The sequence below is a fragment of the Novosphingopyxis sp. YJ-S2-01 genome (genome assembly GCF_016093175.1).
Lineage (GTDB): Bacteria > Pseudomonadota > Alphaproteobacteria > Sphingomonadales > Sphingomonadaceae > Novosphingopyxis > Novosphingopyxis iocasae.
In genome coordinates this window covers 1,981,728-2,004,165 of sequence record NZ_JAEDAI010000001.1, presented here as the reverse complement: position 1 = coordinate 2,004,165, position 22,438 = coordinate 1,981,728, and the positions used below count along the sequence as shown (strand labels likewise).

Below are 22,438 nucleotides of genomic sequence, written 5' to 3'. Positions count from 1 at the left end.
CAATGGTTGCCACCCCCAAAGCCGTTCTAGGGATAAAGGAAATCCATGACCGACTTTAACGATATGATCGAAGGCTATCGCGGCTTCTACCGCAACGATTGGGAAGCGCACCGCCAGCGCTGGGAAGAACTGACCGAAGGCCAATCGCCGCAGGTGATGGTGATCTCCTGCTCGGACAGCCGAGTCGACCCCGCACTCGTGTTCAACAGCAAGCCGGGCGAGATCTTCGTCGTGCGCAACGTGGCGGCGCTAGTCCCTCCCTTTGAAACCAGCCCCGGCTTTCACGGTGTCTCCGCAGCGATCGAGTTTGCCGTCCAGTTCCTGAAGGTCCCCGAAATCGTTGTGATGGGCCATGGGCGCTGCGGTGGCTGCAATGCTGCGCTGACAGGCAATGTCGCAGACACCGGCCATGGCGAAGGCGCCCACATCGCGGATTGGGTACGCATGCTGCGCGATGCCAAGAAAAAGGTGGCGGACGAATATGGCACCGAAGGCCGCGACGCTGGGCGTGCCATGGAGCTTGCCGGAGTGCGCGTCAGCCTCAACAACCTCATGACGTTCCCCTACGTCGCCGAAAAGGTCGAAAAGGGTGAACTGAAGCTGCAGGGTGCTTATTTCGCCATCGAGGACGGCGAGCTTCACGTACTCAACAAGGACAGCGATCAGTTCGAAACGGTGAGATGAGCGACGCTCTTCCCGATTTCTACAACGATCTAGATGCCTCGCTCGACCGTGCCTGGGCGCTCCTTCTAGAAGGGGCGCACAGCCGGTCAGGCGGGGCGCATACGCCGTCGTTGGCCACCGTGGACGCCAAGGGGCGGCCGCAGCAACGGATCATGGTCCTGCGCGAAGCCGATCGAGATAGGCGGCACATGCGTTTTCACACCGATGCCCGATCCGACAAGATCGTGGAGATCGGCTCGGCCGCGCCGGTCAGCGTGCTAGTTTACGATGCGGACGCCAAGCTGCAGTTGAGGCTCTCGGGCACAGCCAGCGTTCAAACCCGTAGCGCGTCAGCCGACGAGGCCTGGAGCAAGGCAGATAACTTTGCGCGCCGTTGTTACCTGGCTGATCCCGGCCCTGGAACGCCAATGCCGGAACCCACTTCCGGCCTTCCCGCAGCGGTTCAGGGCGAGAAGCCAAGCGACGAGCAACTGAAGCCCGCCCGCAGCAATTTCGCGATCGTGCAGGTCGAAATCGATCAAATCGATTTTTATTATCTCGCCCATCAGGGCCACCGCCGGGCGCGATTCGCTTGGAACGGCGAATGCTGGGACAAAACCTGGCTGGTTCCCTGATCAGTCGCCGCCACCGGACTGCCTAAAGGCAGTCCGCCGCGTATGAAGCACCGCCGGGCTGGACAAGGGCCGCTCGATCCTTATCCAAGGCGCCATGAAGACCGGCACACTCATCTCTCTCGCGCTCTACTTCATCCTCATGATTGGCATCGGGCTCTATGCCTGGCGCAAGTCGACCGACAGCAGCGAAGGCTATCTGCTCGGAGGACGCCAACTGCATCCCGCAGTGGCTGCCCTGTCCGCCGGCGCCAGCGACATGTCCGGCTGGCTGCTCCTCGGTCTGCCCGGCGCACTGTTTGCCTCCGGCCTCGTGTCCGCGTGGATCGGCATCGGTCTGTTCTTCGGTGCGCTCCTCAATTGGATCATCGTCGCGCCTCGGCTGCGTGAGCAGACCGAGCGGCTCGGCAACGCCCTCACCATCCCAGAATTCCTCGCCAACCGCTTTCCGGACCGCGCGCTGGCGCTACGCGTCACCAGCGCGCTTATCGTCGTAGTGTTCTTCGCAGTGTACACCGCTGCCGGCCTCGTCGGCGGCGGCAAGCTGTTCGAGACGAGCTTTGCCGCGCTCTTCGGTGACATCGGCATCCCCGACTACACGCTGGGCCTGTGGATCACCGCGGGCGTCGTGCTGGCCTACACCATGGTCGGCGGCTTCCTCGCCGTCAGCCTGACCGATTTCGTACAAGGCTGCATCATGGTCGTTGCGCTCGTCCTCATGCCGCTCGTCGTCATGTTCGGGCCCGGCGGCAGCGCGGGCGAATCGCTTACGCAGGTACAGCCGGGCTTCCTAGACCTCACTTACGGGCTCACGACCATCGGCTTCTTCTCCGCGGTCGCCTGGGGCCTTGGCTATTTCGGCCAGCCGCACATCATCGTGCGCTTCATGGCGGTGCGCAGCGTGAAGGCCGTCGCCACCGCGCGGAACATTGGCATGACCTGGATGTTCGTCTGCCTGCTGGGCGCGCTGGGCGTGGGCCTTGCCGGCCGCGCCTACGCCGCGCGTAACGGCATCGTGGTGGAAGACCCCGAGACGATCTTCATCGTTCTCGCCGACCTGCTCTTCCACCCCCTCATCACCGGCTTCCTCCTCGCCGCGCTCTTGGCTGCCATCATGTCGACCATCAGCTCGCAGTTGCTCGTTTCGTCCAGCTCGTTGACGGAGGACTTCTACAAGCTGTTCCTGCGCAAGAATGCGTCCGAGCGCGAGTCGGTGAACGTCGGGCGCATCTGCGTCCTTCTCGTCTCGCTCGTCGCGATCCTGATCGCCAGCGATCCGAACAGCGAGGTGCTGGGCCTCGTCTCCAACGCCTGGGCCGGCTTCGGCGCGGCGTTCGGCCCCATGATCCTGCTCTCGCTCACCTGGAAGCGGATGAGCGGCGCAGGCGCTGTCGCAGGCCTGCTCACCGGCGCGGTCGTCGTCGTCGGCTGGATCGCCCTGGGCTGGGGCAAGAGCTTCATGGGCGGCGAAGGCGTGTACGAGATCATCCCCGGCTTCATCACCTCCTTCATCGCCGTGGTGGTCGTCAGCTTGATGACCGAACCCGCCCCGTTCGAAGAGGTGGCCGACGATTCGGCACCGCAGCCTGCCGAGTAATGCGCCCCTGAACGTTTGCAATCGCGGATGCAAGCAGGCAGGGCAGCGCGCATGACAACCGATGGCAAACGCAACACCGCCCTTCTGATCGACGCCGACAACGCGTCCCACGCCGGCATCGACGCCGTGCTCACCGTGATGGCCGAACTGGGCGAGGTGAACATCCGCCGCGCCTATGGCAATTGGCGCAAGCAGGCGCTTAAGGGTTGGGTCGACAAGCTGCACCTCTACGGCATCGAGCCGCAGCAGCAGTTCGACATGACCAAGGGCAAGAACGCCACCGACATGAAGATGACCATCGATGCGATGGACATGCTGATCGGCGGGCGTGTGAACGGCTTCGGCATCATGAGCTCGGACAGCGACTTCATGCCGCTCGCCATGCGCCTGCGCCAAGACGGCTACCCGGTCTACGGCTTCGGCAGTGCCAAGACGCCGGAAGCCTTCAAGGCCGCCTGCACCCGCTTCATCGATGTCGACGCGCTGATGCGCAAGGACACACCGCGCGGCGACAAGCCCGCCAAGACCGGGGAGGCCAAGGCGTCCAACGGCACGCAGGAGCGCGGCCAAGTGGACGACAAGCTCATCGCCCTGCTCGTCGATGCGTACAATGCCAGCGACCGGGACGAGCGCGGCTTCGCCAACATGTCGCAGGTGGGCCAGCGCGCGGGCAACCGTTCCAGCTTCGACGTGCGCAACTACGGCTTCTCGCGTCTTAGCGACCTGTTCGAGGCGGTGCCCAACTTCCAGACCGAACGGCGCGACGGCAACCAGCTCTGGGTCAAGCGGCTGCGCTGAGCTTCACACTGCTTCACACAGTCCTGGTAGGGAAATCCTTGCCTCCGGAAACGCCCTGCCCCCGCGGCCCCGCGCGCGCTCACGATATCAAAGAACCGATCCTCGTTTACCCCATTTGTTCTCCTGTAGGACAGCGCAAAATCGCGCGGCCGGAACGCCCTCGCCTGTCGGACCGTTGACCCTCCAAATCTAAAGGAGATCACATGACCGACGAAAACAAGCGCACCGAAACCGCCCGCGACCATGACGACAGCCGCATCATCGATGCCGCGCAGAAGGACGCGATGGGCGGCGGCGCCGAACAGAGCCGTTCGGGCGGCGACAAGCAGACCGCCGTCGGCACCCGCGCCGAAGCCAAGCGCGTGGACGATCCGCAGGTCGATACCGGCGTCGACAAAGGCGACGATCGCGCCGACACCAAGCCCAATGAAACCAGCGCCACGTAAAAGCCTATGACCACCGCCCGCCGCCTCGTCGTCCACGGCCGTGTCCAGGGTGTCTGGTACCGCAACTGGACGGTCGAGGCGGCGCGCGATCTTGGCCTTACTGGCTGGGTCCGCAACCATGACGACGGCACGGTGGAAATCCACGCCGAGGGTGAGCCTGACGCCATCGACCGCCTGATCGACCTCGCGCAGGACGGCCCGCCCGCCGCCGATGTCGAACGCATCGACTGCGCAGAAGCCGAGCCGGAAGGGTTCGAAAGTTTCGCTAAGCGACAGTGGCCGATCTGCTCTTCACCTACGGCTTGCTCATGACCGGCCAGACCGGTTTCGCCGACTTGCAACTTCACGACAAACTGACATCGATCGGCCGGGACAGCGTCTCCGGCCGTCTGTACGATTGCGGCGGCTATCCCGGTCTCATCCTCGGCGAAGGCACCCCGGTTCACGGCGAAGTCTTCCGCGTTACCGACGAGGCCGTCTGGACAGCGCTCGACCGGTTCGAGGATTACAATCCCCACGACCCAAGCGGCTCGCTCTATATCCGCAGACAAGTGACGACGTCCGGCAGGCGCGAGGTCTGGCTATATGAATATAACTTCGACGTAGCATCGCTGCCGGACATCGGCGGCGGGGACTGGCGCACATGGCGTTCGCGCTAGTGGGCGCACCCCGATGATGATAAACTCAGCGCCATGACAGCTCATGAAGTCATTGCCGTGCGTCCCAGTCGATACCTTTTCAGTATCGACGACTTTCTCCTGCTCCACCGGCAAGGGTCGTTCGCAGACAAGGCGAAGGCGGAGCTTATCCGGGGGGAAATCTACACGGTGAACGCGCAGCATAGCCGCCATGCGCGGGCAAAGACGAGGCTCCTGCTGATACTCACCGAGGCGCTGAAAATTATCCAACCGAGCTGGGAGGTTCTGTCCGAAGTCACGGTTCGCATCGCACCCGACGGCGCGCCCGAACCCGATCTGGTCGTAACCGACTATCATGGTGACGAGCTTGTTCCGGCCGAGACCGTGCAGCTCGTGATCGAAGTGGCCGACAGCACGCAGAAATTCGATCTCGGCCCGAAAGCTGGCCTCTACGCAGCCGCCGGAATTCCGGAATATTGGGTAGTCGATCTGGAGCGACGCGTGATCCACCAACTATGGGCACCCGGTGCAGAGCGCTATGGCGAGCGGCGCGAGATGCTGCTGGGCGAACCCGTCCAGGCTATGACCATCGACAAACTAGCAGTGGAAACTGGCAAAATCTGATCTCCGCCACAAACCGGCACCAACAAACCCGGTCGCTTCAGCGAAAATTGGAGCCTATCCCGCATCCCACCCGCGCAGTACGTGCAATTTAATCGAACAAGGCTCCCGTTCGCTAGGCCTAACGGGTCCCAGTCTTCGCCGGGGGCGACGCTTAGGTTCGCACCCCACTTTTCAAACAGGAAAAACCGGTCTTTTGGCTTCCGCGCTTAAAGTCGGTCATTCGCGGCGCGTGCCTTATTGCCCGAAAGCGGTCGTTCGTTCGGCTAGCGACGGCTCGTAATGGAATGGCCGAGAATGGGGTGGAAAGCGGACCAACAGCTGTTCGTGACTTGATACATGTCCCAGTGCAAATCACTGCAAACATGACTAACGTTGTCTGAGCGTCAAGTTGTGCTCATCACTCCGCAACCGGAAGCCTCCATCTGCGGTAAATTCAATCTCTCGAGCGGTCGCCATAACAGCCATTGCGTCTTTTAGCTTCGGCGGCAAGGCGATCGCACAAGGCGGCGGCATGTACTCCGAGGGGTGATAATAGGGCTCATCATAAGGAACATCGTAACGGATTTGATCGGCACGAAAATCGCTTCCCTCTAAGCGGTAGAGGAACATTAGCTGTGCGCAACTTGGCTCCCAGCGGAAAACTTCATCAGATGCCGTTATGATCAACGGCGCTGCGTTTCCGTTTCCGTCCAAGACAAGTTCGTCATCGATAGCCGTTACAAGCCAATCGCCTTTCATGGTCGCAACTTTGGCGCTCGTGTCATCGATAAATTGATCAGCGCAGGCGGAGATTCCCAAACTGGCAAGCAAAACGGAGCTAACCCTCAGTTTCATGGCCTCAGACCTCAATAGCGGTAGAAGTGTCCGCCATTGTCAACTGTACGACAAATGATGAGTAACGACTAGGGGGTCGTTGGCAGCCGTCGCAAAGCTCTCGGCTGCCATCGTAGCCGGCGGGTTCTCGAACCGAAAACCGGTCAGTCCGCATCTAATCTCGGTCCTATCCTTCAAAAAGAGACGGGCGGCATCCGAGGACCGCTGCTGAAGGAGAATAAAGAACGCCACCCCGGCGTGAACCGGGGTGGCGCTGATAGTGCTTCCAGATGGGAAACTAACGCGTCAGGCGCTTATAGCTCGTCTTGCCCGGCTTCAGCGCGTCTTCGCCCAGGCGGCGGACCTTGTCTTCTTCGTAAGCCTGGAAGTTGCCTTCGAACCATTCGACGTGGCTGTCCCCTTCGAAGGCGAGGATGTGGGTGGCCAGGCGATCGAGGAAGAAGCGATCGTGGCTGATGACCACGGCACAGCCCGCGAAGCTTTCCAGTGCCTCTTCGAGCGCGGCGAGCGTTTCGGTGTCGAGATCGTTGGTCGGTTCGTCCAGCAGCAGGACGTTGCCGCCCTCCTTCAGCATCTTGGCCATGTGCACGCGGTTGCGCTCACCGCCCGACAGCTTGCCGACCTTCTTCTGCTGGTCGCCGCCCTTGAAGTTGAACGCGCCGACATAGGCCCGCGTCGCCATCTCATGCTTGCCGAGCTTCATATAATCCAGCCCGTCGGAGATTTCCTCCCAGACGTTCTTGGCGGGATCGAGATGGTCGCGGCTCTGGTCGACATAGCCCAGACGCACGGTCTCGCCGATTTCGATGGAGCCGGAATCAGGCTCTTCCTTGCCGGTGATGAGCTTGAACAAAGTGGTCTTGCCCGCGCCGTTGGGGCCGATCACGCCGACGATGCCGCCGGGGGGCAGCGAGAAGGTGAGGTCTTCGAACAATACCTTGTCACCGAAGGACTTGGTCAGCCCTTGCGCCTCGATCACCTTGCCGCCCAGCCGTTCGGGCGTCTGGATGAGGATCTGCGCCTTGCCGGGCGCGCGGTTTTCCTGCGCCTCGACCAGTTCGTCGAACGCGCGGATACGCGCCTTGCTCTTGGTCTGGCGGGCCTTCGGGCTCTGCCGGATCCAGGCCAGCTCGTCCTCGATCGCCTTCTGGCGGCCCTTGTCCTCGCGCGCTTCCTGCTCGAGTCGCTTGGCCTTCTTCTCCAGATAGGTGGAGTAATTGCCCTCATAAACGAAGTAGCGCGAACGATCGAGCTCGAGGATCCAGTTCACCACATTGTCGAGGAAGTAGCGATCGTGGGTGACGAGGATGACGTTGCCGGCATAATCCACCAGGTGCTTTTCCAGCCAGGATACGCTTTCGGCGTCGAGATGGTTGGTCGGCTCGTCAAGCAACAGGATGTCGGGCTTTTCGAGGAGCAGGCGGGTGAGCGCCACGCGGCGCTTCTCACCACCGGAAAGATTGGCGACCGAGCTGTCGCCGGGCGGGCAGCGGAGGGCCTCCATCGCGATTTCGAGCTGGTTGTCGAGCGTCCAGCCGTCGACCGCGTCGATCTTTTCCTGCAGCGTGCCCATCTCTTCCATGAGCGCGTCGAAATCGGCATCTTCGGGCGGATCACCCATCAGGGTGCTGATCTCGTTGAACCGATCGACCAGGTCCGCGACGGGACGCACGCCGTCCATCACATTTTCCTTCACCGTCTTGCTCTCGTCCAGCTCTGGCTCCTGCGCCAGATAGCCGACGGTGATGCCCTCGCCCGGCCAGGCCTCTCCGGTAAATTCCTTGTCCATGCCGGCCATGATCTTCATCAGCGTGGACTTGCCGGTGCCGTTCGGCCCGACGATGCCGATCTTGGCGTCCTGATAGAATTGCAGGCTGAGGTTGGAGAGCGTGGGCTTGGGCGCTCCGGGGAAGGTTTTCGTGAGGTTCTTCATCACGAAGCTGTACTGGGCGGCCATGTCGTCTTGCTTTCGGTTGGCCCGCCCCGTTTTCCGTAAGTGCTGAGCCTGTCGAAGCACGTTTCTCGAACGAGAGGCGCCCTTCGACCAGCTCAGGGCTTCGGAAAGAGGCGGGCAGTATGGAATTTCCCGCTCCCTCTAGTCGCAAGGCCCGCGCGCTTCAACCGTCCTTGGCAAGCGCCCCCTTGGCCGATAGATCGGGCGGCATGATCAAACTCATCCCGCTCACCGCCCTCCTTCTCACCACCGCCGCGCCCGCGCTGGCGCAGCAGGATCTACGCAACCTTTCGCCCATGCAGGCGGACGCGATGAGCGACGAGGTGGCCTATGACATAACCGAAGGGCTGGTAACGGAAGTCGGCCACCGAATGGCGGGGACCGAGGACGAGGCGCGGGCCCGCGAATGGGCGGTAAAGAAGCTGACCGATCTGGGTTTTGCCGACGTTCACATTGAAACCTACCAGATGCCCGTCTGGGTGCGCGGCACGGAGACGGCGGAGGTGATCGCGCCCGCACCGCAAGACTTCCACATCACTGCGTTGGGCACCAGCGGCTCGACCGGGCCGAAGGGGATTGAGGGCGAGGTGGTCTATTTCCCGAGCTTCTCCCGCCTGCTCGCCGCGCCGGAGGGTAGCCTGAACGGCAAGATCGCGTTCGTGACGCACGATATGCGCGTGACGCAGGACGGCTCGGGCTATGGATTTGCCGGCCCCTCGCGCTGGCGCGGGCCGAATTTCGCGTCCAAGGCGGGTGCCTCGGCCATTGTCATCCGCTCGGTCGGCACCGACAATCATCGCAATCCGCACACCGGCGGCACCACGTTCGATGAGGGCGTGAAGCACATTCCGGCGGGCGCCATCAGCAATCCCGATGCCGACACGCTGGAGCGACTGATTGCGCTGGGCGAGCCGGTCCGCATGAAGCTGGTGCTGACGCCGAAGGACTTCGGCATGCAGGAAAGCGGCAATGTGATCGCCGAAGTACCGGGCGCAGACGAAACGCTGCCGCCGATCGTGGTGGCCTGTCATCTCGATAGCTGGGACCTCGCGCCGTCGGCCTTTGATGATGCGGCGGGCTGCGGCATTATCACCGCCGCGGCCAAGCGCGTGATGGAGATGGGGCAGCCGCGCCGGACCATTCGCCTCCTCTGGGCGGGCGCGGAAGAAGTCGGCGTGTTCGGCGGCAAAGCCTATGGCGAGGCGCACAAGGATGAACCGCATGCGCTGGCCATGGAATCCGATTTCGGCGCGGACCGCGTGTGGCGCGTGGACTTCAACCTGGGCGATGCGGACCTCAAGGATCGGCTGGCGCTGGCGCTCGCCCCGCTCGGCATCGCGCGCGGCGATACCCATGCCCATGGCGGCGCGGATGTCGGCGCGATCATCGAGGCGGTGAAGCCCGCGGTGATCGATCTGCAGCAGGACGGCACGCGCTATTTCGATCTCCACCACACACCGGATGACACGCTCGACAAGATCGATCCCGCCCAGATGGCGCAGAACGTCGCGGCCTGGACCACGGTGCTGCAGATCATGGCCAATCATGACGGCCCGATCGGCCCCGAACTCGCCGCCGCGCAAGAGGGCGGCTGAGCCGTGCGCCGCGCCGTTCTGATCGCTTTGCCGCTGGCGCTGATGGCGTGCAAGCAGCAGCCTGCCGATCCCGATCTCAGCGGAGAAGCAAAGATCGACGCGGAAGCAAAGTCCTTGAACGAAGCCGCCGATGAGGCAGCGCGTATCGTGGAGGAAGATGCCGCGAGCAGTGCTGCCGAACGGCGAGAGAGCACCGCCGCAGCCGCTGCCGCTGCGGGCGCACTTTACGGCGGACAGGCTGCGCAGCCAAATGGCACCGGCCGCCGCAGACCCAATGCGGATGCCACGCCCAGTCCGGAACGTCCCCACTGATCGGGCACCGAAGCCCGGCTAGAGGTTTGTGCGATAAAGCTCGCTCATCCGGCCCCAGGCGCGCTCGGCGGCGGACTGATCGTAGGACGGGCTGTCGATGACGGTCCAGCCATGGTCCGCGGGATAGACCTCGATCTCCGCAGGAACATTCGCTGTCGCCGCAGCTTCGCGAAGCGCGGTCTTGTCGCCCGGTGCCTTCTCATCGTCATTCTGGGCGATCGCGAACAGATAGGCGGCCTTGGTTTCGTCCAGCAGCTTGTGCGGGCTATGCGGATCGTCCGGCTTCACCAGCCCCCCGCCATGGAGCGAGGCGGCGGCGCGCACGCGGGCCGGCACCGCGGCGGCGGTGTAGACGGTGAACGGACCGCCCATGCAATAGCCGTTTGTGCCCACCCCCTTGGCGGTATCGACCTCTTCGCGCGCATCGAGCCAACCGATCGCCGCCTTGGCATCGCTCATGATCGCGTCCGGCCCCAGCAGCTTGCGCATCTCGCCCGCCTTGGCAAAACCGTCATTGGCCTGGAAATCGGCGAAGTCACTGAACATCGGCGCCTTCCCGCTACGATAATATTGGTTCGCGACAAGCACGGCATAGCCCTGCCCCGCCAGCCGGCGCGCCATCACCTTGAACGCATCGCGCAGGCCCGCAATGTCCGGCCACGTAAGGATCGCCGGGTGTTTGCCGGAAGAGGGCCGCACGAAAAACGCATCCATCGTGCCGTCCGCCGTGGGAATGCTCACCATGCCCTCGGTAAGGCTGGCAGTGGAGGCCATTCCGCTGGTGCCAGGAGTACAAGCCGCCAGCGCCGCCATGCTGCCGAGCGCCGCGAACTGCCGGCGGTTGACCGACCAGTCATGGCGCTTGGCTGATTCCATCCGGTTCAGATCGTCGCGCTCGCACATAGGTTCGTCTCCTGCCGTTAGTTTTTCGTCGAAGAGCTTAAGCTGCAGACAGCGCGCGTAAAGCCCCGCTCTTGCAAAGGGTTTGCCAGCCGATAAGCTCCCGGCAACCCCTGATTTTCCGGAAAGCCCTTATTCATGCGCAGAACAGCCCTCGCCCTCCTCGCCTCCACTTTGCTAAGCGCTCCGCTTATGGCCCAAACCAAAGACAGCACCGCTCCGGCCTCTGCAGCCGCCAATCCCGACGATCCCTATATCTGGCTGGAAGACGTGCGGTCGGACCGCGCGATGGACTGGGTTAACGCCCACAATGCCGAGACGGTGAAACGTCTGGAGGCGGACCCGCGCTATCAGGTGAATTATGACGAGGCGCTGGCGCTGGCAGGGGCAAAGGATCGCATCCCGATGCCGAGCTTCCTGAACGGCGATATCTACAATTTCTGGCAGGACGAGGAACATCTGCGTGGCATCTGGCGCAAGACGAGCCTTGCCGATTATCGCACGGCCGATCCGAACTGGACAACCGTGCTCGACATTGATGCGCTGGGCAAGGCGGAGGGCAAATCATGGGTGTTCAAGGGTGCCGACTGCCTGGAGCCTGAAGAACGTCTGTGCCTCATCAGCCTGTCCGACGGCGGTGAGGATGCGACCGTCACGCGCGAGTTCGATCTGAAGACGGGCCGGTTCGTTGACGGCGGTTTCGATCTGCCGCGCGCCAAATCCGCGGTCACCTGGGAAGATCAGGACCACCTGTTGGTGGCGACAGACTGGGGCGGCGATGATCTGACGACATCGGGCTATCCCTATATCGTCAAGCGCCTCGCGCGCGGACAGGCCATGGCCGATGCGGTGGAGGTCTATCGCGGCGAGAAGGACGATGTCGGCGTGTTCCCCGGCATGGTACAGGACGGATCGGGCAACAGACTGCCTACGGTCGTGCGCGCGATCGATTTCTTTCACTCTACCACTTCCGTTCTTACTGATGACGGCGCAAAGGCGCTTGCCATCCCTGAAAAGGCGAACATCGCCGGAATGGTCGACGGTCATGTGATCGTGAGCCTGGACGAGGACTGGACGGTGGACGGCAAGACCTTCGCCGCCGGTTCGGTGGTCGATCTGGCGCTTGCCGATGTGAAGGCCGATCCGGCCAATCTCGCTCCCCGCCTCGTCTGGGCACCGGGCCCGCGCGACGCGCTGGAAGGCGTCTCGACCACGAAGGATCGTCTGCTGATCGCGACGCTGGAAAATGTACGCGGGCGGCTGTGGTCCTACGCCCCTGACGGCGATGATGGCTGGAACGCGATGCAGCTCGATCTGCCTGACAATCTCTCGCTCGGTTTCGGTTCGACCGACGAGAAATCGGACGAGGCGTTTCTGGTTGCCAGTGGTTTTACGACACCGACCACACTGTATCTTTCCAACGCCGAGACAGGTGAAATCGAGGAAGTCAAATCGCTTCCCGCAAAGTTCGATGCCGAAGGATTGGTCGTCGAACAACTGGAGGCGACGTCCAGCGACGGCACGAAGATCCCCTATTTCGTGGTGCACCGGAAAGACATTCCGCTGGATGGCAACACCCCGACGCTACTGAATGCTTATGGCGGCTTCCAGGTCAGTCAGACGCCTTATTATTCGTCCAATATCGGCAAGCTATGGCTGGAACGCGGCGGCGCCTTTGCGCTCGCCAATATCCGTGGTGGCGGCGAGTTCGGCCCGGCCTGGCATGAGGCGGGCCTCGGCACCAAGCGCCAGATCATTTATGATGATTTCGCAGCAGTGGGCGAGGATCTGATCGCCCGCAAAATTACATCGCCGAAGCATCTTGGCATCTTCGGCGGCTCCAATGGCGGGCTGCTGATGGGCGTCGAAATGATCCAGCGGCCGGACCTTTGGAATGCCGTCGCCATCCAGGTGCCGCTGCTCGACATGATCCGCATCAGCAAGATCGCGGCGGGCGCGTCCTGGCAGGGCGAATATGGCAATGTGAACACCGATCCGGAGGCGATGGCCTTCTGGCAGAAAACTTCGCCCTATCAGAACCTGGAACGCGGCGCGGACTATCCCGAACCGTTCATCTTCACCACCACCAAGGACGATCGCACCGGCCCCCAGCACGCCCGCAAATTCGCCGCGCGCATGGAGGAATACGGCCTGCCCTTCTATTACTATGAGAACACGGAAGGCGGCCACGGATCGGGGGCGGATATCAAGCAGTCCGCGCGCACCAATGCCCTCACCTACACCTATTTCATGGAAAAGCTGATGGGCCCGCCCGCCGGCGGCACCGGCGAAGGCTCGAAATAAGCGTGAAAATGGTCGGGGAGACAGGATTCGAACCTGCGACCCCCTGGTCCCAAACCAGGTGCGCTACCAGCCTGCGCCACTCCCCGACTGCCCAGCGCCCTAGCTTCGCGCGGCTGGGTGGACAAGAGCTAAGATAGCTAGGCGGCGGCCGCGGGCGGGCGTAAACGGCATCGCATGAGCGAAACGATTGAATGCGTGGTAGTCGGCGGCGGGCCGGCGGGGTTGACGGCGGCAATCTATCTGGCGCGTTTCCGGCGGCAGGTGGTGGTGATCGATGCAGGCGAAAGCCGCGCGGCGATGATCCCGACTTCGCATAACCATGCCGGGTTTCCGGACGGGATAGCGGGGGAAGAACTGCTTGCCCGGATGCGTGCGCAGGCGGAGAAATATGGCGCCGAAATCCGTACCGGGCGTGTGCTGGACATCGCCGCGCTGGGTGACGGCTTTCGGCTGGACAGCGACGATGGTGCGATTACGGCGCGCGCCGTCCTGATCGCGACAGGCGTCGTCAACCGCCGCCCGCCCATCGCCGAGGCGGATCATGACGAAGCGCTTGCGCGCGGCCTGCTGCGCTATTGCCCGATCTGCGATGGCTATGAAGCTAACGGGCAACGGATCGCCGTGCTGGGCGCAGACGGACACGGTGTGGCCGAAGCGCTATTCCTGCGGCAGTATAGCGATGACGTTACCCTGCTCACCTTGGTCGAGGCCGATCTCGGTCAGGGCGACCGTGCCGATTGCGAGCGGGCGGGCGTCGCCATCGAAACACGCCCCGCTTCGGCCTTCGCGTTCGACGAATGCGTGCGCGTAACTTTCGAGGATGGCGGAGAGGAGCGCTACGACACGCTGTATCCCGCGCTCGGCTCCAACGGCAATTGTGAGCTGATCGATGCGATGAAAGTGGCTCAGGACGAGGACGGCTGCGTGCCGACCGACCGGCACCAGCGGCTGAAGGTCGACGGACTTTATGCCGCGGGCGATATCGTGGCCGCGCTGGACCAGATCAGTGTCGCCATGGGCCACGGGGCCATTGCCGCCACCGCGATGCACAATGATTTGCGTCAAAAGGACGGGCAAACCCCGCGCTGATCTGCTTTCACGGCATGTTCAGGCGGCATTGCTAGGGTGCATAACCTTCGGGCGGGCCTCTAATGTCGTTTCACGCAGGCTGCCTGACAATCCAATAATGGCTGCGCGCTGCCGGATCACGGGAGTATCAGGCGCGGGTTCGCAGCCCCCGGGAGAACTGATGACAATTCGCAGCTGGACCGCAATTTCCGCCGGAACGCTCGCCCTGATGGGCGGGCTGGCGCTGAGCGTCGCGGTATTTCCAAGCGCCGCAAACACGCCGGACCGCGAAACGCGCGTGAAGCTTGCCGACGAGATCCGGATCGCGCCTGCCGCGCTACGCCGTAGCGCGGTGCTGGAGCATCCCGCCGGTGCTGCGCCAGCCTCTGTTGCGAAAGCTGCAATGAGCCCTGCCCCGGCGTCCCATCCGGCCTCCATCGGCGGTATCCCGCCGAAACTGCTCGACCGCGCCCTGTCCTCGCTCGACAGGCATCGCGCCGAGCTGTCGCAGACGGCGCGCATCGGCATCGTCGATTACGCCGCGCATAGCAGCAAGCCACGCTTTTACATCGTCGATCTCGATTCCCGTACCGCTACGGCGCTGCGCGTTACTCACGGCAGCGGATCGGATCCCGATCATGACGGTTATCTCGATCGTTTTTCGGATGTCGACGGTTCCAACGCCACCTCGCGCGGGGCCTATCGAACGGCGGAAGTTTACGATGGCAAATATGGCCGCGCCGAGCGACTTGACGGGCTGGACGCCAGCAACCGGACGGCGCGCGACCGCGCGATCGTGATTCACAATGCGTGGTATGCCGAACCGGGCATCGTGGCGAGCCAGAAGAAGCTCGGCCGCAGCCAAGGCTGCTTCGCCTTTTCTGCGCACGACCTGCCGGAGGTGATGCGCGCGCTTCCGCCGGGAAGCCTGATTTACGCTGACAAGACCTGATATATTTTGCATTGCAGTATCCGAACCTCGCCCCACCCGTTGGTGTGCGAACGATAAGGATAACAATGTGACGAAGCGGGACAGCGACAACATGGTGGCGGCGGGCATGGAAGCCTGGGCGCTCGGCTTCGAAGCCTGGACCGTTATGGGCCTGCGGATGATGCGGCTCGCAGGCGGCGGCGCGCTGGCGCAAAGCGAATCACGGCGCATGGTGGAGGAAAAGCTGGAGGCGCTTGGCGAACTGCAAATGAAAATGCTCACCGGTGGCATCTCCAGCGATCCCGTTACCGGCTCTCGGCAGATGATGCGCCATTTCAGCGGCAAGGTGAAAGCCAACCGTCGGCGCCTCGGCTGACGAATGGCGCTTGCGCGCGCCGCTCTCCGTCCGCTACTGCCCGCTCTGGTCGGGCCTGTAGCTCAGTTGGTTAGAGCTGGCCGCTCATAACGGCTAGGTCGGGGGTTCGAGTCCCTCCGGGCCCACCAGACACCTCGCGCGTCCCCGTCCGCCCGGCCCGCATGGCGGCGCGCAGATCAGACAGTGTGACAGGATCGACGCCGCGCGCCGCGCAATGGGCGAACAGGCGTGTCCACCAGTCGTAGAGCAATTCCAGCTCCGCCTCGCTGCGCACATAAGGGGTAAAGCCCGGTGCCAGCGACGGCGAGTGGAAGGAGAAGACCAGCAGCGGCAGCTTTTGCGTCAGGGCCGCATCAACGGCCTCGATTGCTTTCTCAGTGGAAATACCTTCCGGCGTGAGCGCAATACGCTCGACCAGTCCCAAGCGGCTAAGCGCTGCGCGCATGTTCGCCCTGCCCTCGCTTGCACGGAACAGACCGGCGGCGCGGGGACCGAGATGACCGGCAAGAACGCTGGTCACCGGCAATTCGGCGAGGTGTTCTTTGGACAGCCAATAAGGCACAAGAGGCGTGGCCGCGTAATTGGGGCCGGCCTGTCCGCGATAATCGAAGAGGCTGCGCACCGACGTGTCGCAGTCCAGGCCGAATTCCTGAAGGATGGCCGGGCTTGCTGCCCCCGCACCATAACGACCGGCGCGGTAAATCTTCGATTCGACACCGATGTTCCGCAGGATCGCTTCATACAGCAGGCCAAACTTTTGCCGCTCCAGCTCGGGCGGCAGGTTGCAAGCGTAGCTGTTGCGAACCGAAACCGTTTCTTCGAACGGTGGGCTGACCCAAGGATGCAACTGCACGCCCACATCTGCGGCCCCAGCGCGGCACCAACCGGATAGCATCTCCGCTGCGGCGCCATCACTCACGATGGGATAATCCACTAGATAAATGGGATTTACGCCCGCCTTCTCACAAAATGTCTGAAAGCGCGGCATGGCCCGCACATGCTCCAGACCGTGCTGATCGCGGGTGAAGGGACCGTCCCAGTCAAACTCTTCTTCGGTATCGACGGTGACGATGAAGCGCGGCCGCCACTTGGCCCCAAATTCTACTGGTGTACCGTCACCCAAGGGCCAACGCGGATCGCTGGGCGGTTCGCGTCGGTCCATGATCTGCTCCGTCAGTCGAGGCGGCCCGCACCTTCGCGGCCGAGCCGTTCCTTGACGGCCGGAAGCCTCAGTAGCAGCGAGTCCTCTTCGAAACGTAAATCGCCGCCCGCCGCCTGCGCGAGATTGCGCACCAACCGCAATGAAAAGCCGAGGCCGAGCAGCGGTTCACCCGCCTCGTCGGCACCGCTTTCGGTGCTGAGTAACTCTTCCTCTGTCTTGCCGGCGAGCCGCTTAGGGCGCGAGATATCAATGAGGTTTACCGGCTCCATCCCGATGCGGGTGCGGATAACGCAATCGATCCGCTCACCGCGCTCGCAACCGATCACCAGCGCGCTCACCAGCCGCGTCGCAATCCGTTCGGCCGACTGCTGACCCAGCGCAAAGGCGCGCACGGTTTCCGCCTTGCGCAAATGCAAAGATACGCCGCGCATATCGGTAAGCGTGCGCAGCCGGTCTGCCATGCGGTTTAGCAGCCAGCCCGCCTCCGTCGTGCCTTCGTCTTCGTCGAGCCTGCCGGTCTCCAGCCGCGCGGCCAGATCGAGATCGTCGAAACCGGAAAGCAGCCGCCGTGCATCGTCCAGAATGCTGGTCGCAAGTGCGCGATAGGCGGAGGAAACAGGCCCGAATAGCTGCTGTTCGATAATCTCCGCAAAGCCGATAATCGCGTTCAAGGGCGTGCGCAGCTCGTGGACGAGCTGACGCATCTGGTCGCTGCCCGAATCCTCGGTACCGCGGACCGTGATAGTGGCATCGTCTGCGGCATGCGGACGGCGCATCATGCCCTTGAAACCCAAGAAGCGGCCATCGCGATCATCGAACATGGGGCCGGCATGAATGCGCCAGTCTCCCGCCACCATCGGCGCACCGGTGAGACGCATGCGCGCGCCTGAAATCGGCATGCGCTGGCGGAAAGCGGCGGCGGCAAAGGCGTCCGGGCCGGGATCGTCCTCATAGGCTTCTTGCGCAATCGATACGCCCGCAACGGCACCGATCGGAACGCCCTCCGCCTCACGGATCAGGCCCCGTGCGTCGGTTTCGAAGGTGAAGCGTTCGGCCGATGGGGCAGGCTCCGGGGCGCTGCCGCCCTCCAGTGGCAGCTGCGGCGCCTCGGCCCGTTCGCGCTGCTCCTGAAAGCGGCGGATGCGATCGACCAGCGCGCTGATCTGGGATGGGCTCTCGGCGCTCGAACCGGCTTCGGATGTCGCTTCTTGCGCCGCACGCAGGACAGCGGGCTCCACCGCCGGCTCCTCAGCTTCACTTTGATCGACGATGCGCCGCTCGGCCCGGTCATCCTGCAAGACGAAATCGGCATGGGTCCATGCGCTCAACGCCCGCGCCGTGGCTGGCCCGATATCGTCGCGCTGGCGCAGAAATCCGCGCGCGCGCGTCGGAAGGCCGGGAACCATCGCGGCCCATTCCTCATCCGTCAGCCGAGCAGAGCGCACGGCTTCAGCGGCTACGGCGGGCTTATCCGAACAGAGAAAGCGCACCAAGGGGGCGGAGCGAAGGCGACCCGAAAGGGCGCGGACGCTTTGCGCGCGTACCGGCTCGCTCGTCCCTTCGTGCAGGTGACGCAAGCGGGCCAAGCCGATCGCGACGTCCGTCTGATCCTGCCCCAAAGGGCTCTGCGCCAGTAGATCGATCAGCTGACGCCACTGAACTGCGGCCTGACCGGTTTGCTGGCCGCTCAGCGCTGTCTTCAGGCGGTCGTCGTAGCGCAACGCGGTTGCCCCTGTCGTAAAAATGGTTGCGGATTGGTTTCGAGCCAAGTGGGTAGCGCTGCGCGGACCATTCGGGAAGCAACGAATGAAAGCCGCCCTGAGATGGGACAATTGCATTACCGGATAATTTTATTATAAGCTTCGGGTGTTTTGGGGGTCTCGGATAACAGAGAATGGCTACAATCCATCTTGACGACATAGATATGAAGCTTCTTGCCGAGCTTCAGAAGAACGGTCGCATGACCAATGTGGAGTTGGCGCAGCGCGTCGGCTTAACCGCCCCGCCCTGCCTGCGCCGCATGCGCGCACTGGAGAAGGCAGGCGTGATCAAGGCCTATCATGCGCATGTAGATCCCGCTCAGCTGGGCTATTCGATCACCGTCTTTGCCATGGTCAGCCTGAAGAGCCAGGCCGAGGAAGATCTGCGCGCATTCGAAGAGCATGTCCGCGCGCTGCCTGAAGTGCGCGAGTGCCACATGCTGAACGGTGAGATTGATTTCATCCTGAAGATCGTCAGCCACGATCTGCAAAGCTTCCAGCAACTGCTTACCGGCAAGCTGACGAGCGCACCCAATGTCTCCAGCGTAAAGACCTCGCTGACCATCCGTACGGTGAAGGATATGCCCGGCGTTCCGATCCCGGCCGAAGCCGAATAGCGAAACGGCCCCGAAAGCGGGGCCGTTTGCTTGAATTACCGAGTATTTCCGAGGTCAGCTGGCGGTTGCCGCCGCCTCCGCCGAAACACCATTGTTCAGATAGAGCTTCCAATAATTGGCAATCGCTGCGCGGTTGCCTCCGTTCACCATGTCGAACTCGGCGAGGGCAGCCGCCTTGTCACCCATTTCGGCGAGCGCGATCCCGCGGCGCGTATGGATCATGTCGGCGTCAACACCGCCCTTTTCCAGAGCAACCGAATAGAGATCGGCAGCCTTGGCGTAGTCGCCATAGCCCATATAAGCGTCAGCGGTCGAGGCCGCGATCTTGCCGTTGGCCGCCGTGCGCGCGTCCTTGGCGGCAGACGGGAGCCCCGCCTTGTCGGCAGCGATATTTCCCTGCGCGATTCCGCGCTGTTCGTTCAGGAAGGTGCTGTTGCTGAGACCATTGGAGCCGGCCTCATCGATTACCGCGACAACCTCACCAGGGAACCGGCGCGGATCGAGCGCTTCGATATATTCGCCATAATCGCGCTCGCTCTTCAGCGCACCAACCTGACGCATCAGACGCATGAGATCGAGATTCTCCGGCGTCGTCAGGTTCGCGCCATCGCGATAGACGATCAGCGTATCACGCCAGTTGGTCGCCGTCGGATAGGCGGAAACGAGCCGGCCGAGCCAATCACTGGCCGCGGCGTTGTTCTTGGCCTGCAGCGCCAGGGCGGCACCACGCTTGTACCAATTTTGGTCGACCGCCTGACCGGATGCCTTCTGATTCTCGATCGCCGTGTTGAGCCACTTCAGCGCGGTCGCATTGTCGCCGGCGTTATTATAGGCTTCTGCCATGACCGCGGCGATATTGTTGTCGCGATAACCAGCGTCATAGGCCTGCTGCAGCATCTGCGCGGCGCGGGCATAATCCTTGTCCTGATAGGCAAACTGGCCTTCGAAGAAGGAATAGCGGCCCTTTTCGTCCGGACTGGCCAGACCGCTATCGAGCACCATGTTGATGCCGCGGCGCTGGAGCGCCTGATCGTTCAGTTTTGCGCCAAGCTGAAGGGCGAGATTGCCCGCCCAATACATATCGTTCGGCGCGGTAGCCGAGCCGACGCTTGCATCGAACGCGGTCTTCGCAGCAGCGAAGTCACCCGCCTGCAGCGGCTTTACGACGCTATTATAGCCTTCGGCATATGCTTTTGTGGGCGCAGGAACGCGCTGTTCCTCCTGCTGCGCTTTTTTCTTCGGCGCGGCCTGCGCGGCGCCGGGGGCCATTGCCATCATCGAACCGGCAGCCAGCGCCAGGGCGAGCTTCCTGTGAGAAATGCGTTTCATAGTCTTCCTTCCTGTTGCGGCTTAACTCTGCCGTTCAAGCCGTTGATTTGATCCGATATCGGCCAAAAGTCTCTGTTGCATCCTTTATCGCGCGAATCGTCTGAATGCCGTTTGAACGCTGCTTAAACGCCTCGGTTTCGCGAACGGGATTGATCGCGGCGGAAAGCGACACCGCCTTGGCGTGCGCTTGTCCAAGCGTTAGGACACCGCTTATGCTAGCACTCCTCTCTCCCGCCAAGACGCTCGATTATGACAGCGAGCTTCCGCCGCATGACGTAACCGCGCCGCGGCTCGAAGCCAAGACCGGGCGATTGGTCTCCGCCGCCTCCAATCTGACCAAGGACAGGATCGGCGAGATCATGAAGATTTCGGACAAGCTCGCCGACCTCAACTATCGGCGCTATCGCCATTTCGACGATCAGCCCGAACGCGCCGCGATCTACGCCTTTGCGGGAGACGTCTATAACGGGTTCGAGGCGAAAAGCCTGGAGCCGGAGGCGATTGCCTTCGCCCAAGACCATGTGCGCATCCTGTCCGGTCTCTACGGCCTCCTGCGCCCGCTCGACGCGATCCGCCCATATCGGCTGGAGATGGGGACGCGCTGGGCACCGCGATACGACAAGCTCACCGATTTCTGGGGCAAGACCATCGCCGATCTGCTCGCCGACGATCTTGACGCCGAAGGATCGGGCACGATCATCAATCTCGCCAGCAACGAATATTATGCCGCGGTCGAAGGGTCGCGCACGGTGCGGGCGGCCCGCGTGATCGCGATCGATTTTCGAGAGGACGGGCCCAAAGGCCTGCGTTTCAACAGCTTCGCCGCCAAGCAGGCACGCGGAGTGATGGCGCGTTATATCTGCGAGCATCGGCTGGAAAAGCCGGAAGAGCTGAAGGGCTTCGACAGCGACGGCTACCGGTACGTGGAGGACGGCAGCGAGGAGCATAGCTGGCGCTTCGTCCGGGCGGCGGCGTAAATGCGGTTAAGAGAAGTGCCTTTCGACCGGCTCAGGGCTTCGGTCTTTAGAACAGCTATTTGCCCAAACCCCGCAGTCCTGAGCTTGTCGAAGGACACTTTTCGACAGGTTTCTCCGCGATGACCAAGTCCGCCATCATCATCGGCGCGTCCGGCGGGATCGGGGCAGCGCTGGTCGAGACCCTGCGCGACGAAGGCGAGTATGGCGTCACCGCCCTCGCCCGCTCCTTCGAAGGTGATGCGCATATCGACATTACCGACGAAGCGAGCGTGGCCGCCGCTGCCGAGCGGTGCGCTCCAATGAAACCGGAGCTTATCATCCTCGCCACCGGCCTGCTGCACGAGGGCGAGCGGGGTCCGGAAAAGGCGCTGCGCGATCTCGACGGCGACTGGCTTGCCCGTTCCTTCGCCGTGAACGCCATCGGCCCGGCGCTGGTGGCAAAGCATTTCCTGCCGATCATGAAGGATAGCGGCATCACCCGCTTCGCCGCACTGTCCGCCCGCGTCGGCAGCATTTCGGACAATCGGCTCGGCGGTTGGTACGGCTACCGCGCGTCCAAGGCGGCGCTAAACCAGATGATCCGCACCCTGGCGATCGAATGGCGTCGCAAGAATGAGCGCTCGATCGTGGTCGGCCTGCATCCCGGCACGGTCGACACCGCGTTGTCCGAGCCGTTTCAGGGAAATGTGCCGGAAGGCAAACTTTTCTCCGCCGATCGCGCGGCGGTGCAGCTCCTCGATGTGCTGGACGATCTGAGGCCCGGTGATAGCGGCCGTATCTTCGCCTGGGACGGCGAGGAGATTACGCCATGACGTCATGAGCGCGCGCTGCCCCGCCCCGCCTTGAACAAAAGCTGTCGATAAGCCGGAAAAACCCCCTGCCCGGCTGGCAATCGCTCGCGCGATCCCCTAGGCTTTTGCC

The 22,438-nt window shown here is 62.8% G+C and carries 23 protein-coding genes and 2 tRNA genes; 19 read left to right on the top strand and 6 right to left on the bottom strand.

Translation table 11 applies throughout. The features are described from left to right. Positions 1-45: 45 nt before the first annotated feature. The 8 genes from I6A82_RS09820 to I6A82_RS09785 all read left to right on the top strand — a co-directional run bounded on the left by I6A82_RS09820 (position 46) and on the right by I6A82_RS09785 (position 5,398). Positions 46-684 carry a carbonic anhydrase gene (locus tag I6A82_RS09820; RefSeq protein ID WP_198094726.1) on the top strand — a complete coding sequence of 213 codons (639 nt, stop codon included), beginning with the start codon at positions 46-48 and terminating at the stop codon, positions 682-684. Further along, positions 681-1,298 carry a pyridoxamine 5'-phosphate oxidase family protein gene (locus I6A82_RS09815; RefSeq protein ID WP_198094725.1) on the top strand — a complete coding sequence of 206 codons (618 nt, stop codon included), beginning with the start codon at positions 681-683 and terminating at the stop codon, positions 1,296-1,298. Before I6A82_RS09820 ends, I6A82_RS09815 begins: the two co-directional genes overlap by 4 nt. Positions 1,299-1,392: 94 nt before the next feature. Continuing rightward, positions 1,393-2,892, top strand: a complete 1,500-nt coding sequence (gene putP / locus I6A82_RS09810) for a sodium/proline symporter PutP (protein WP_198094724.1) — start codon at positions 1,393-1,395, stop codon at positions 2,890-2,892. A 51-nt stretch (positions 2,893-2,943) separates the two neighbouring features. Continuing rightward, entirely contained in the window at positions 2,944-3,690 is a 747-nt protein-coding gene (locus I6A82_RS09805) for an NYN domain-containing protein (RefSeq protein WP_198094723.1), read from the top strand. Positions 3,691-3,893: 203 nt separating this feature from the next. Further along, a complete protein-coding gene (locus I6A82_RS09800; RefSeq protein ID WP_187336127.1) occupies positions 3,894-4,136 on the top strand; it encodes a hypothetical protein in 243 nt (80 codons plus the stop codon). A gap of 6 nt (positions 4,137-4,142) precedes the next feature. Continuing rightward, complete coding sequence (locus I6A82_RS09795; RefSeq protein WP_198094722.1) at positions 4,143-4,448, top strand: acylphosphatase; 306 nt, start codon at positions 4,143-4,145, stop codon at positions 4,446-4,448. Further along, positions 4,445-4,795 (top strand): gamma-glutamylcyclotransferase family protein, encoded by a 351-nt coding sequence (locus I6A82_RS09790; protein ID WP_198094721.1) that lies wholly within the window; start codon positions 4,445-4,447, stop codon positions 4,793-4,795. The genes I6A82_RS09795 and I6A82_RS09790 overlap by 4 nt, the downstream gene beginning before the upstream one ends. Before the next feature lie 33 nt (positions 4,796-4,828). Continuing rightward, positions 4,829-5,398, top strand: coding sequence for a Uma2 family endonuclease (locus I6A82_RS09785; RefSeq protein WP_198094720.1), 570 nt, complete (start codon positions 4,829-4,831; stop codon positions 5,396-5,398). Between the two features lie 366 nt (positions 5,399-5,764). On the opposite strand, the gene I6A82_RS09780 is transcribed toward I6A82_RS09785, so the two are convergent. Beyond that, on the bottom strand, positions 5,765-6,232 hold the full coding sequence (locus I6A82_RS09780) for a hypothetical protein (RefSeq protein WP_198094719.1): 468 nt from the start codon (positions 6,230-6,232) through the stop codon (positions 5,765-5,767). Between the two features lie 277 nt (positions 6,233-6,509). Beyond that, positions 6,510-8,189, bottom strand: coding sequence for an energy-dependent translational throttle protein EttA (gene ettA, locus I6A82_RS09775; RefSeq protein WP_187336123.1), 1,680 nt, complete (start codon positions 8,187-8,189; stop codon positions 6,510-6,512). Between the two features lie 206 nt (positions 8,190-8,395). On the opposite strand from ettA, the gene I6A82_RS09770 reads away from it, so the two are divergent. Together I6A82_RS09770 and I6A82_RS09765 are read left to right on the top strand one after the other, a co-directional pair. Then, entirely contained in the window at positions 8,396-9,781 is a 1,386-nt protein-coding gene (locus I6A82_RS09770; RefSeq protein WP_198094718.1) for a M28 family peptidase, read from the top strand. 3 nt (positions 9,782-9,784) lie between these two features. Further along, complete coding sequence (locus I6A82_RS09765) at positions 9,785-10,093, top strand: hypothetical protein (RefSeq protein WP_198094717.1); 309 nt, start codon at positions 9,785-9,787, stop codon at positions 10,091-10,093. An 18-nt stretch (positions 10,094-10,111) separates the two neighbouring features. On the opposite strand, the gene I6A82_RS09760 is transcribed toward I6A82_RS09765, so the two are convergent. Next, a complete protein-coding gene (locus I6A82_RS09760; protein WP_198094716.1) occupies positions 10,112-10,996 on the bottom strand; it encodes a dienelactone hydrolase family protein in 885 nt (294 codons plus the stop codon). A gap of 189 nt (positions 10,997-11,185) precedes the next feature. Between I6A82_RS09760 and I6A82_RS09755 the strand changes: the two genes are divergently transcribed. Continuing rightward, a complete protein-coding gene (locus tag I6A82_RS09755; RefSeq protein WP_232343390.1) occupies positions 11,186-13,297 on the top strand; it encodes a prolyl oligopeptidase family serine peptidase in 2,112 nt (703 codons plus the stop codon). A 9-nt stretch (positions 13,298-13,306) separates the two neighbouring features. Here the strand turns inward: I6A82_RS09755 and I6A82_RS09750 are convergent. Beyond that, positions 13,307-13,383: transfer RNA gene (locus tag I6A82_RS09750), tRNA-Pro, on the bottom strand. Between the two features lie 88 nt (positions 13,384-13,471). Here I6A82_RS09750 and I6A82_RS09745 point away from each other — a divergent pair. From I6A82_RS09745 to I6A82_RS09725, 5 genes are all read left to right on the top strand, one after another. Next, a complete protein-coding gene (locus I6A82_RS09745) occupies positions 13,472-14,386 on the top strand; it encodes an NAD(P)/FAD-dependent oxidoreductase (RefSeq protein ID WP_198094714.1) in 915 nt (304 codons plus the stop codon). Positions 14,387-14,546: 160 nt separating this feature from the next. Next, the gene (locus I6A82_RS09740; RefSeq protein WP_198094713.1) at positions 14,547-15,317 is read left to right on the top strand and encodes a murein L,D-transpeptidase catalytic domain family protein; all 771 of its coding nucleotides are present in this window, start codon (positions 14,547-14,549) and stop codon (positions 15,315-15,317) included. Positions 15,318-15,384: 67 nt separating this feature from the next. Further along, positions 15,385-15,672: a hypothetical protein gene (locus tag I6A82_RS09735; protein ID WP_198094712.1), complete on the top strand. Its 288-nt coding sequence runs from the start codon at positions 15,385-15,387 to the stop codon at positions 15,670-15,672. A gap of 51 nt (positions 15,673-15,723) precedes the next feature. Next, positions 15,724-15,800 (top strand) — tRNA-Ile (locus I6A82_RS09730). 179 nt (positions 15,801-15,979) lie between these two features. Further along, positions 15,980-16,564 carry a hypothetical protein gene (locus I6A82_RS09725; RefSeq protein ID WP_198094711.1) on the top strand — a complete coding sequence of 195 codons (585 nt, stop codon included), beginning with the start codon at positions 15,980-15,982 and terminating at the stop codon, positions 16,562-16,564. Positions 16,565-16,845: 281 nt separating this feature from the next. Here I6A82_RS09725 and I6A82_RS09720 read toward each other — a convergent pair whose 3' ends face one another. Beyond that, the gene (locus tag I6A82_RS09720) at positions 16,846-18,555 is read right to left on the bottom strand and encodes a sensor histidine kinase (protein WP_198094710.1); all 1,710 of its coding nucleotides are present in this window, start codon (positions 18,553-18,555) and stop codon (positions 16,846-16,848) included. Positions 18,556-18,728: 173 nt separating this feature from the next. Here I6A82_RS09720 and I6A82_RS09715 point away from each other — a divergent pair, with 173 nt between their 5' ends. Beyond that, the gene (locus tag I6A82_RS09715) at positions 18,729-19,211 is read left to right on the top strand and encodes an Lrp/AsnC family transcriptional regulator (RefSeq protein ID WP_198094709.1); all 483 of its coding nucleotides are present in this window, start codon (positions 18,729-18,731) and stop codon (positions 19,209-19,211) included. Positions 19,212-19,265: 54 nt separating this feature from the next. Here I6A82_RS09715 and I6A82_RS09710 read toward each other — a convergent pair whose 3' ends face one another. Then, complete coding sequence (locus I6A82_RS09710) at positions 19,266-20,540, bottom strand: hypothetical protein (protein WP_198094708.1); 1,275 nt, start codon at positions 20,538-20,540, stop codon at positions 19,266-19,268. A 212-nt stretch (positions 20,541-20,752) separates the two neighbouring features. Here I6A82_RS09710 and yaaA point away from each other — a divergent pair, with 212 nt between their 5' ends. Beyond that, positions 20,753-21,517, top strand: a complete 765-nt coding sequence (yaaA, locus tag I6A82_RS09705; RefSeq protein ID WP_198094707.1) for a peroxide stress protein YaaA — start codon at positions 20,753-20,755, stop codon at positions 21,515-21,517. Between the two features lie 119 nt (positions 21,518-21,636). Then, positions 21,637-22,329: an SDR family NAD(P)-dependent oxidoreductase gene (locus tag I6A82_RS09700; RefSeq protein WP_198094706.1), complete on the top strand. Its 693-nt coding sequence runs from the start codon at positions 21,637-21,639 to the stop codon at positions 22,327-22,329. Positions 22,330-22,438: the final 109 nt, after the last annotated feature.

Coding starts and splice junctions, on each gene's coding strand:
- I6A82_RS09820 (WP_198094726.1), top strand. CDS start 46: ATGACCGACTTTAACGATATGATCGAAGGCTATCGCGGCTTCTACCGC.
- I6A82_RS09815 (WP_198094725.1), top strand. CDS start 681: ATGAGCGACGCTCTTCCCGATTTCTACAACGATCTAGATGCCTCGCTC.
- putP (WP_198094724.1), top strand. CDS start 1,393: ATGAAGACCGGCACACTCATCTCTCTCGCGCTCTACTTCATCCTCATG.
- I6A82_RS09805 (WP_198094723.1), top strand. CDS start 2,944: ATGACAACCGATGGCAAACGCAACACCGCCCTTCTGATCGACGCCGAC.
- I6A82_RS09800 (WP_187336127.1), top strand. CDS start 3,894: ATGACCGACGAAAACAAGCGCACCGAAACCGCCCGCGACCATGACGAC.
- I6A82_RS09795 (WP_198094722.1), top strand. CDS start 4,143: ATGACCACCGCCCGCCGCCTCGTCGTCCACGGCCGTGTCCAGGGTGTC.
- I6A82_RS09790 (WP_198094721.1), top strand. CDS start 4,445: ATGACCGGCCAGACCGGTTTCGCCGACTTGCAACTTCACGACAAACTG.
- I6A82_RS09785 (WP_198094720.1), top strand. CDS start 4,829: ATGACAGCTCATGAAGTCATTGCCGTGCGTCCCAGTCGATACCTTTTC.
- I6A82_RS09780 (WP_198094719.1), bottom strand. CDS start 6,232: ATGAAACTGAGGGTTAGCTCCGTTTTGCTTGCCAGTTTGGGAATCTCC.
- ettA (WP_187336123.1), bottom strand. CDS start 8,189: ATGGCCGCCCAGTACAGCTTCGTGATGAAGAACCTCACGAAAACCTTC.
- I6A82_RS09770 (WP_198094718.1), top strand. CDS start 8,396: ATGATCAAACTCATCCCGCTCACCGCCCTCCTTCTCACCACCGCCGCG.
- I6A82_RS09760 (WP_198094716.1), bottom strand. CDS start 10,996: ATGTGCGAGCGCGACGATCTGAACCGGATGGAATCAGCCAAGCGCCAT.
- I6A82_RS09755 (WP_232343390.1), top strand. CDS start 11,186: ATGGCCCAAACCAAAGACAGCACCGCTCCGGCCTCTGCAGCCGCCAAT.
- I6A82_RS09745 (WP_198094714.1), top strand. CDS start 13,472: ATGAGCGAAACGATTGAATGCGTGGTAGTCGGCGGCGGGCCGGCGGGG.
- I6A82_RS09740 (WP_198094713.1), top strand. CDS start 14,547: ATGACAATTCGCAGCTGGACCGCAATTTCCGCCGGAACGCTCGCCCTG.
- I6A82_RS09715 (WP_198094709.1), top strand. CDS start 18,729: ATGGCTACAATCCATCTTGACGACATAGATATGAAGCTTCTTGCCGAG.
- I6A82_RS09710 (WP_198094708.1), bottom strand. CDS start 20,540: ATGAAACGCATTTCTCACAGGAAGCTCGCCCTGGCGCTGGCTGCCGGT.
- yaaA (WP_198094707.1), top strand. CDS start 20,753: ATGCTAGCACTCCTCTCTCCCGCCAAGACGCTCGATTATGACAGCGAG.
- I6A82_RS09700 (WP_198094706.1), top strand. CDS start 21,637: ATGACCAAGTCCGCCATCATCATCGGCGCGTCCGGCGGGATCGGGGCA.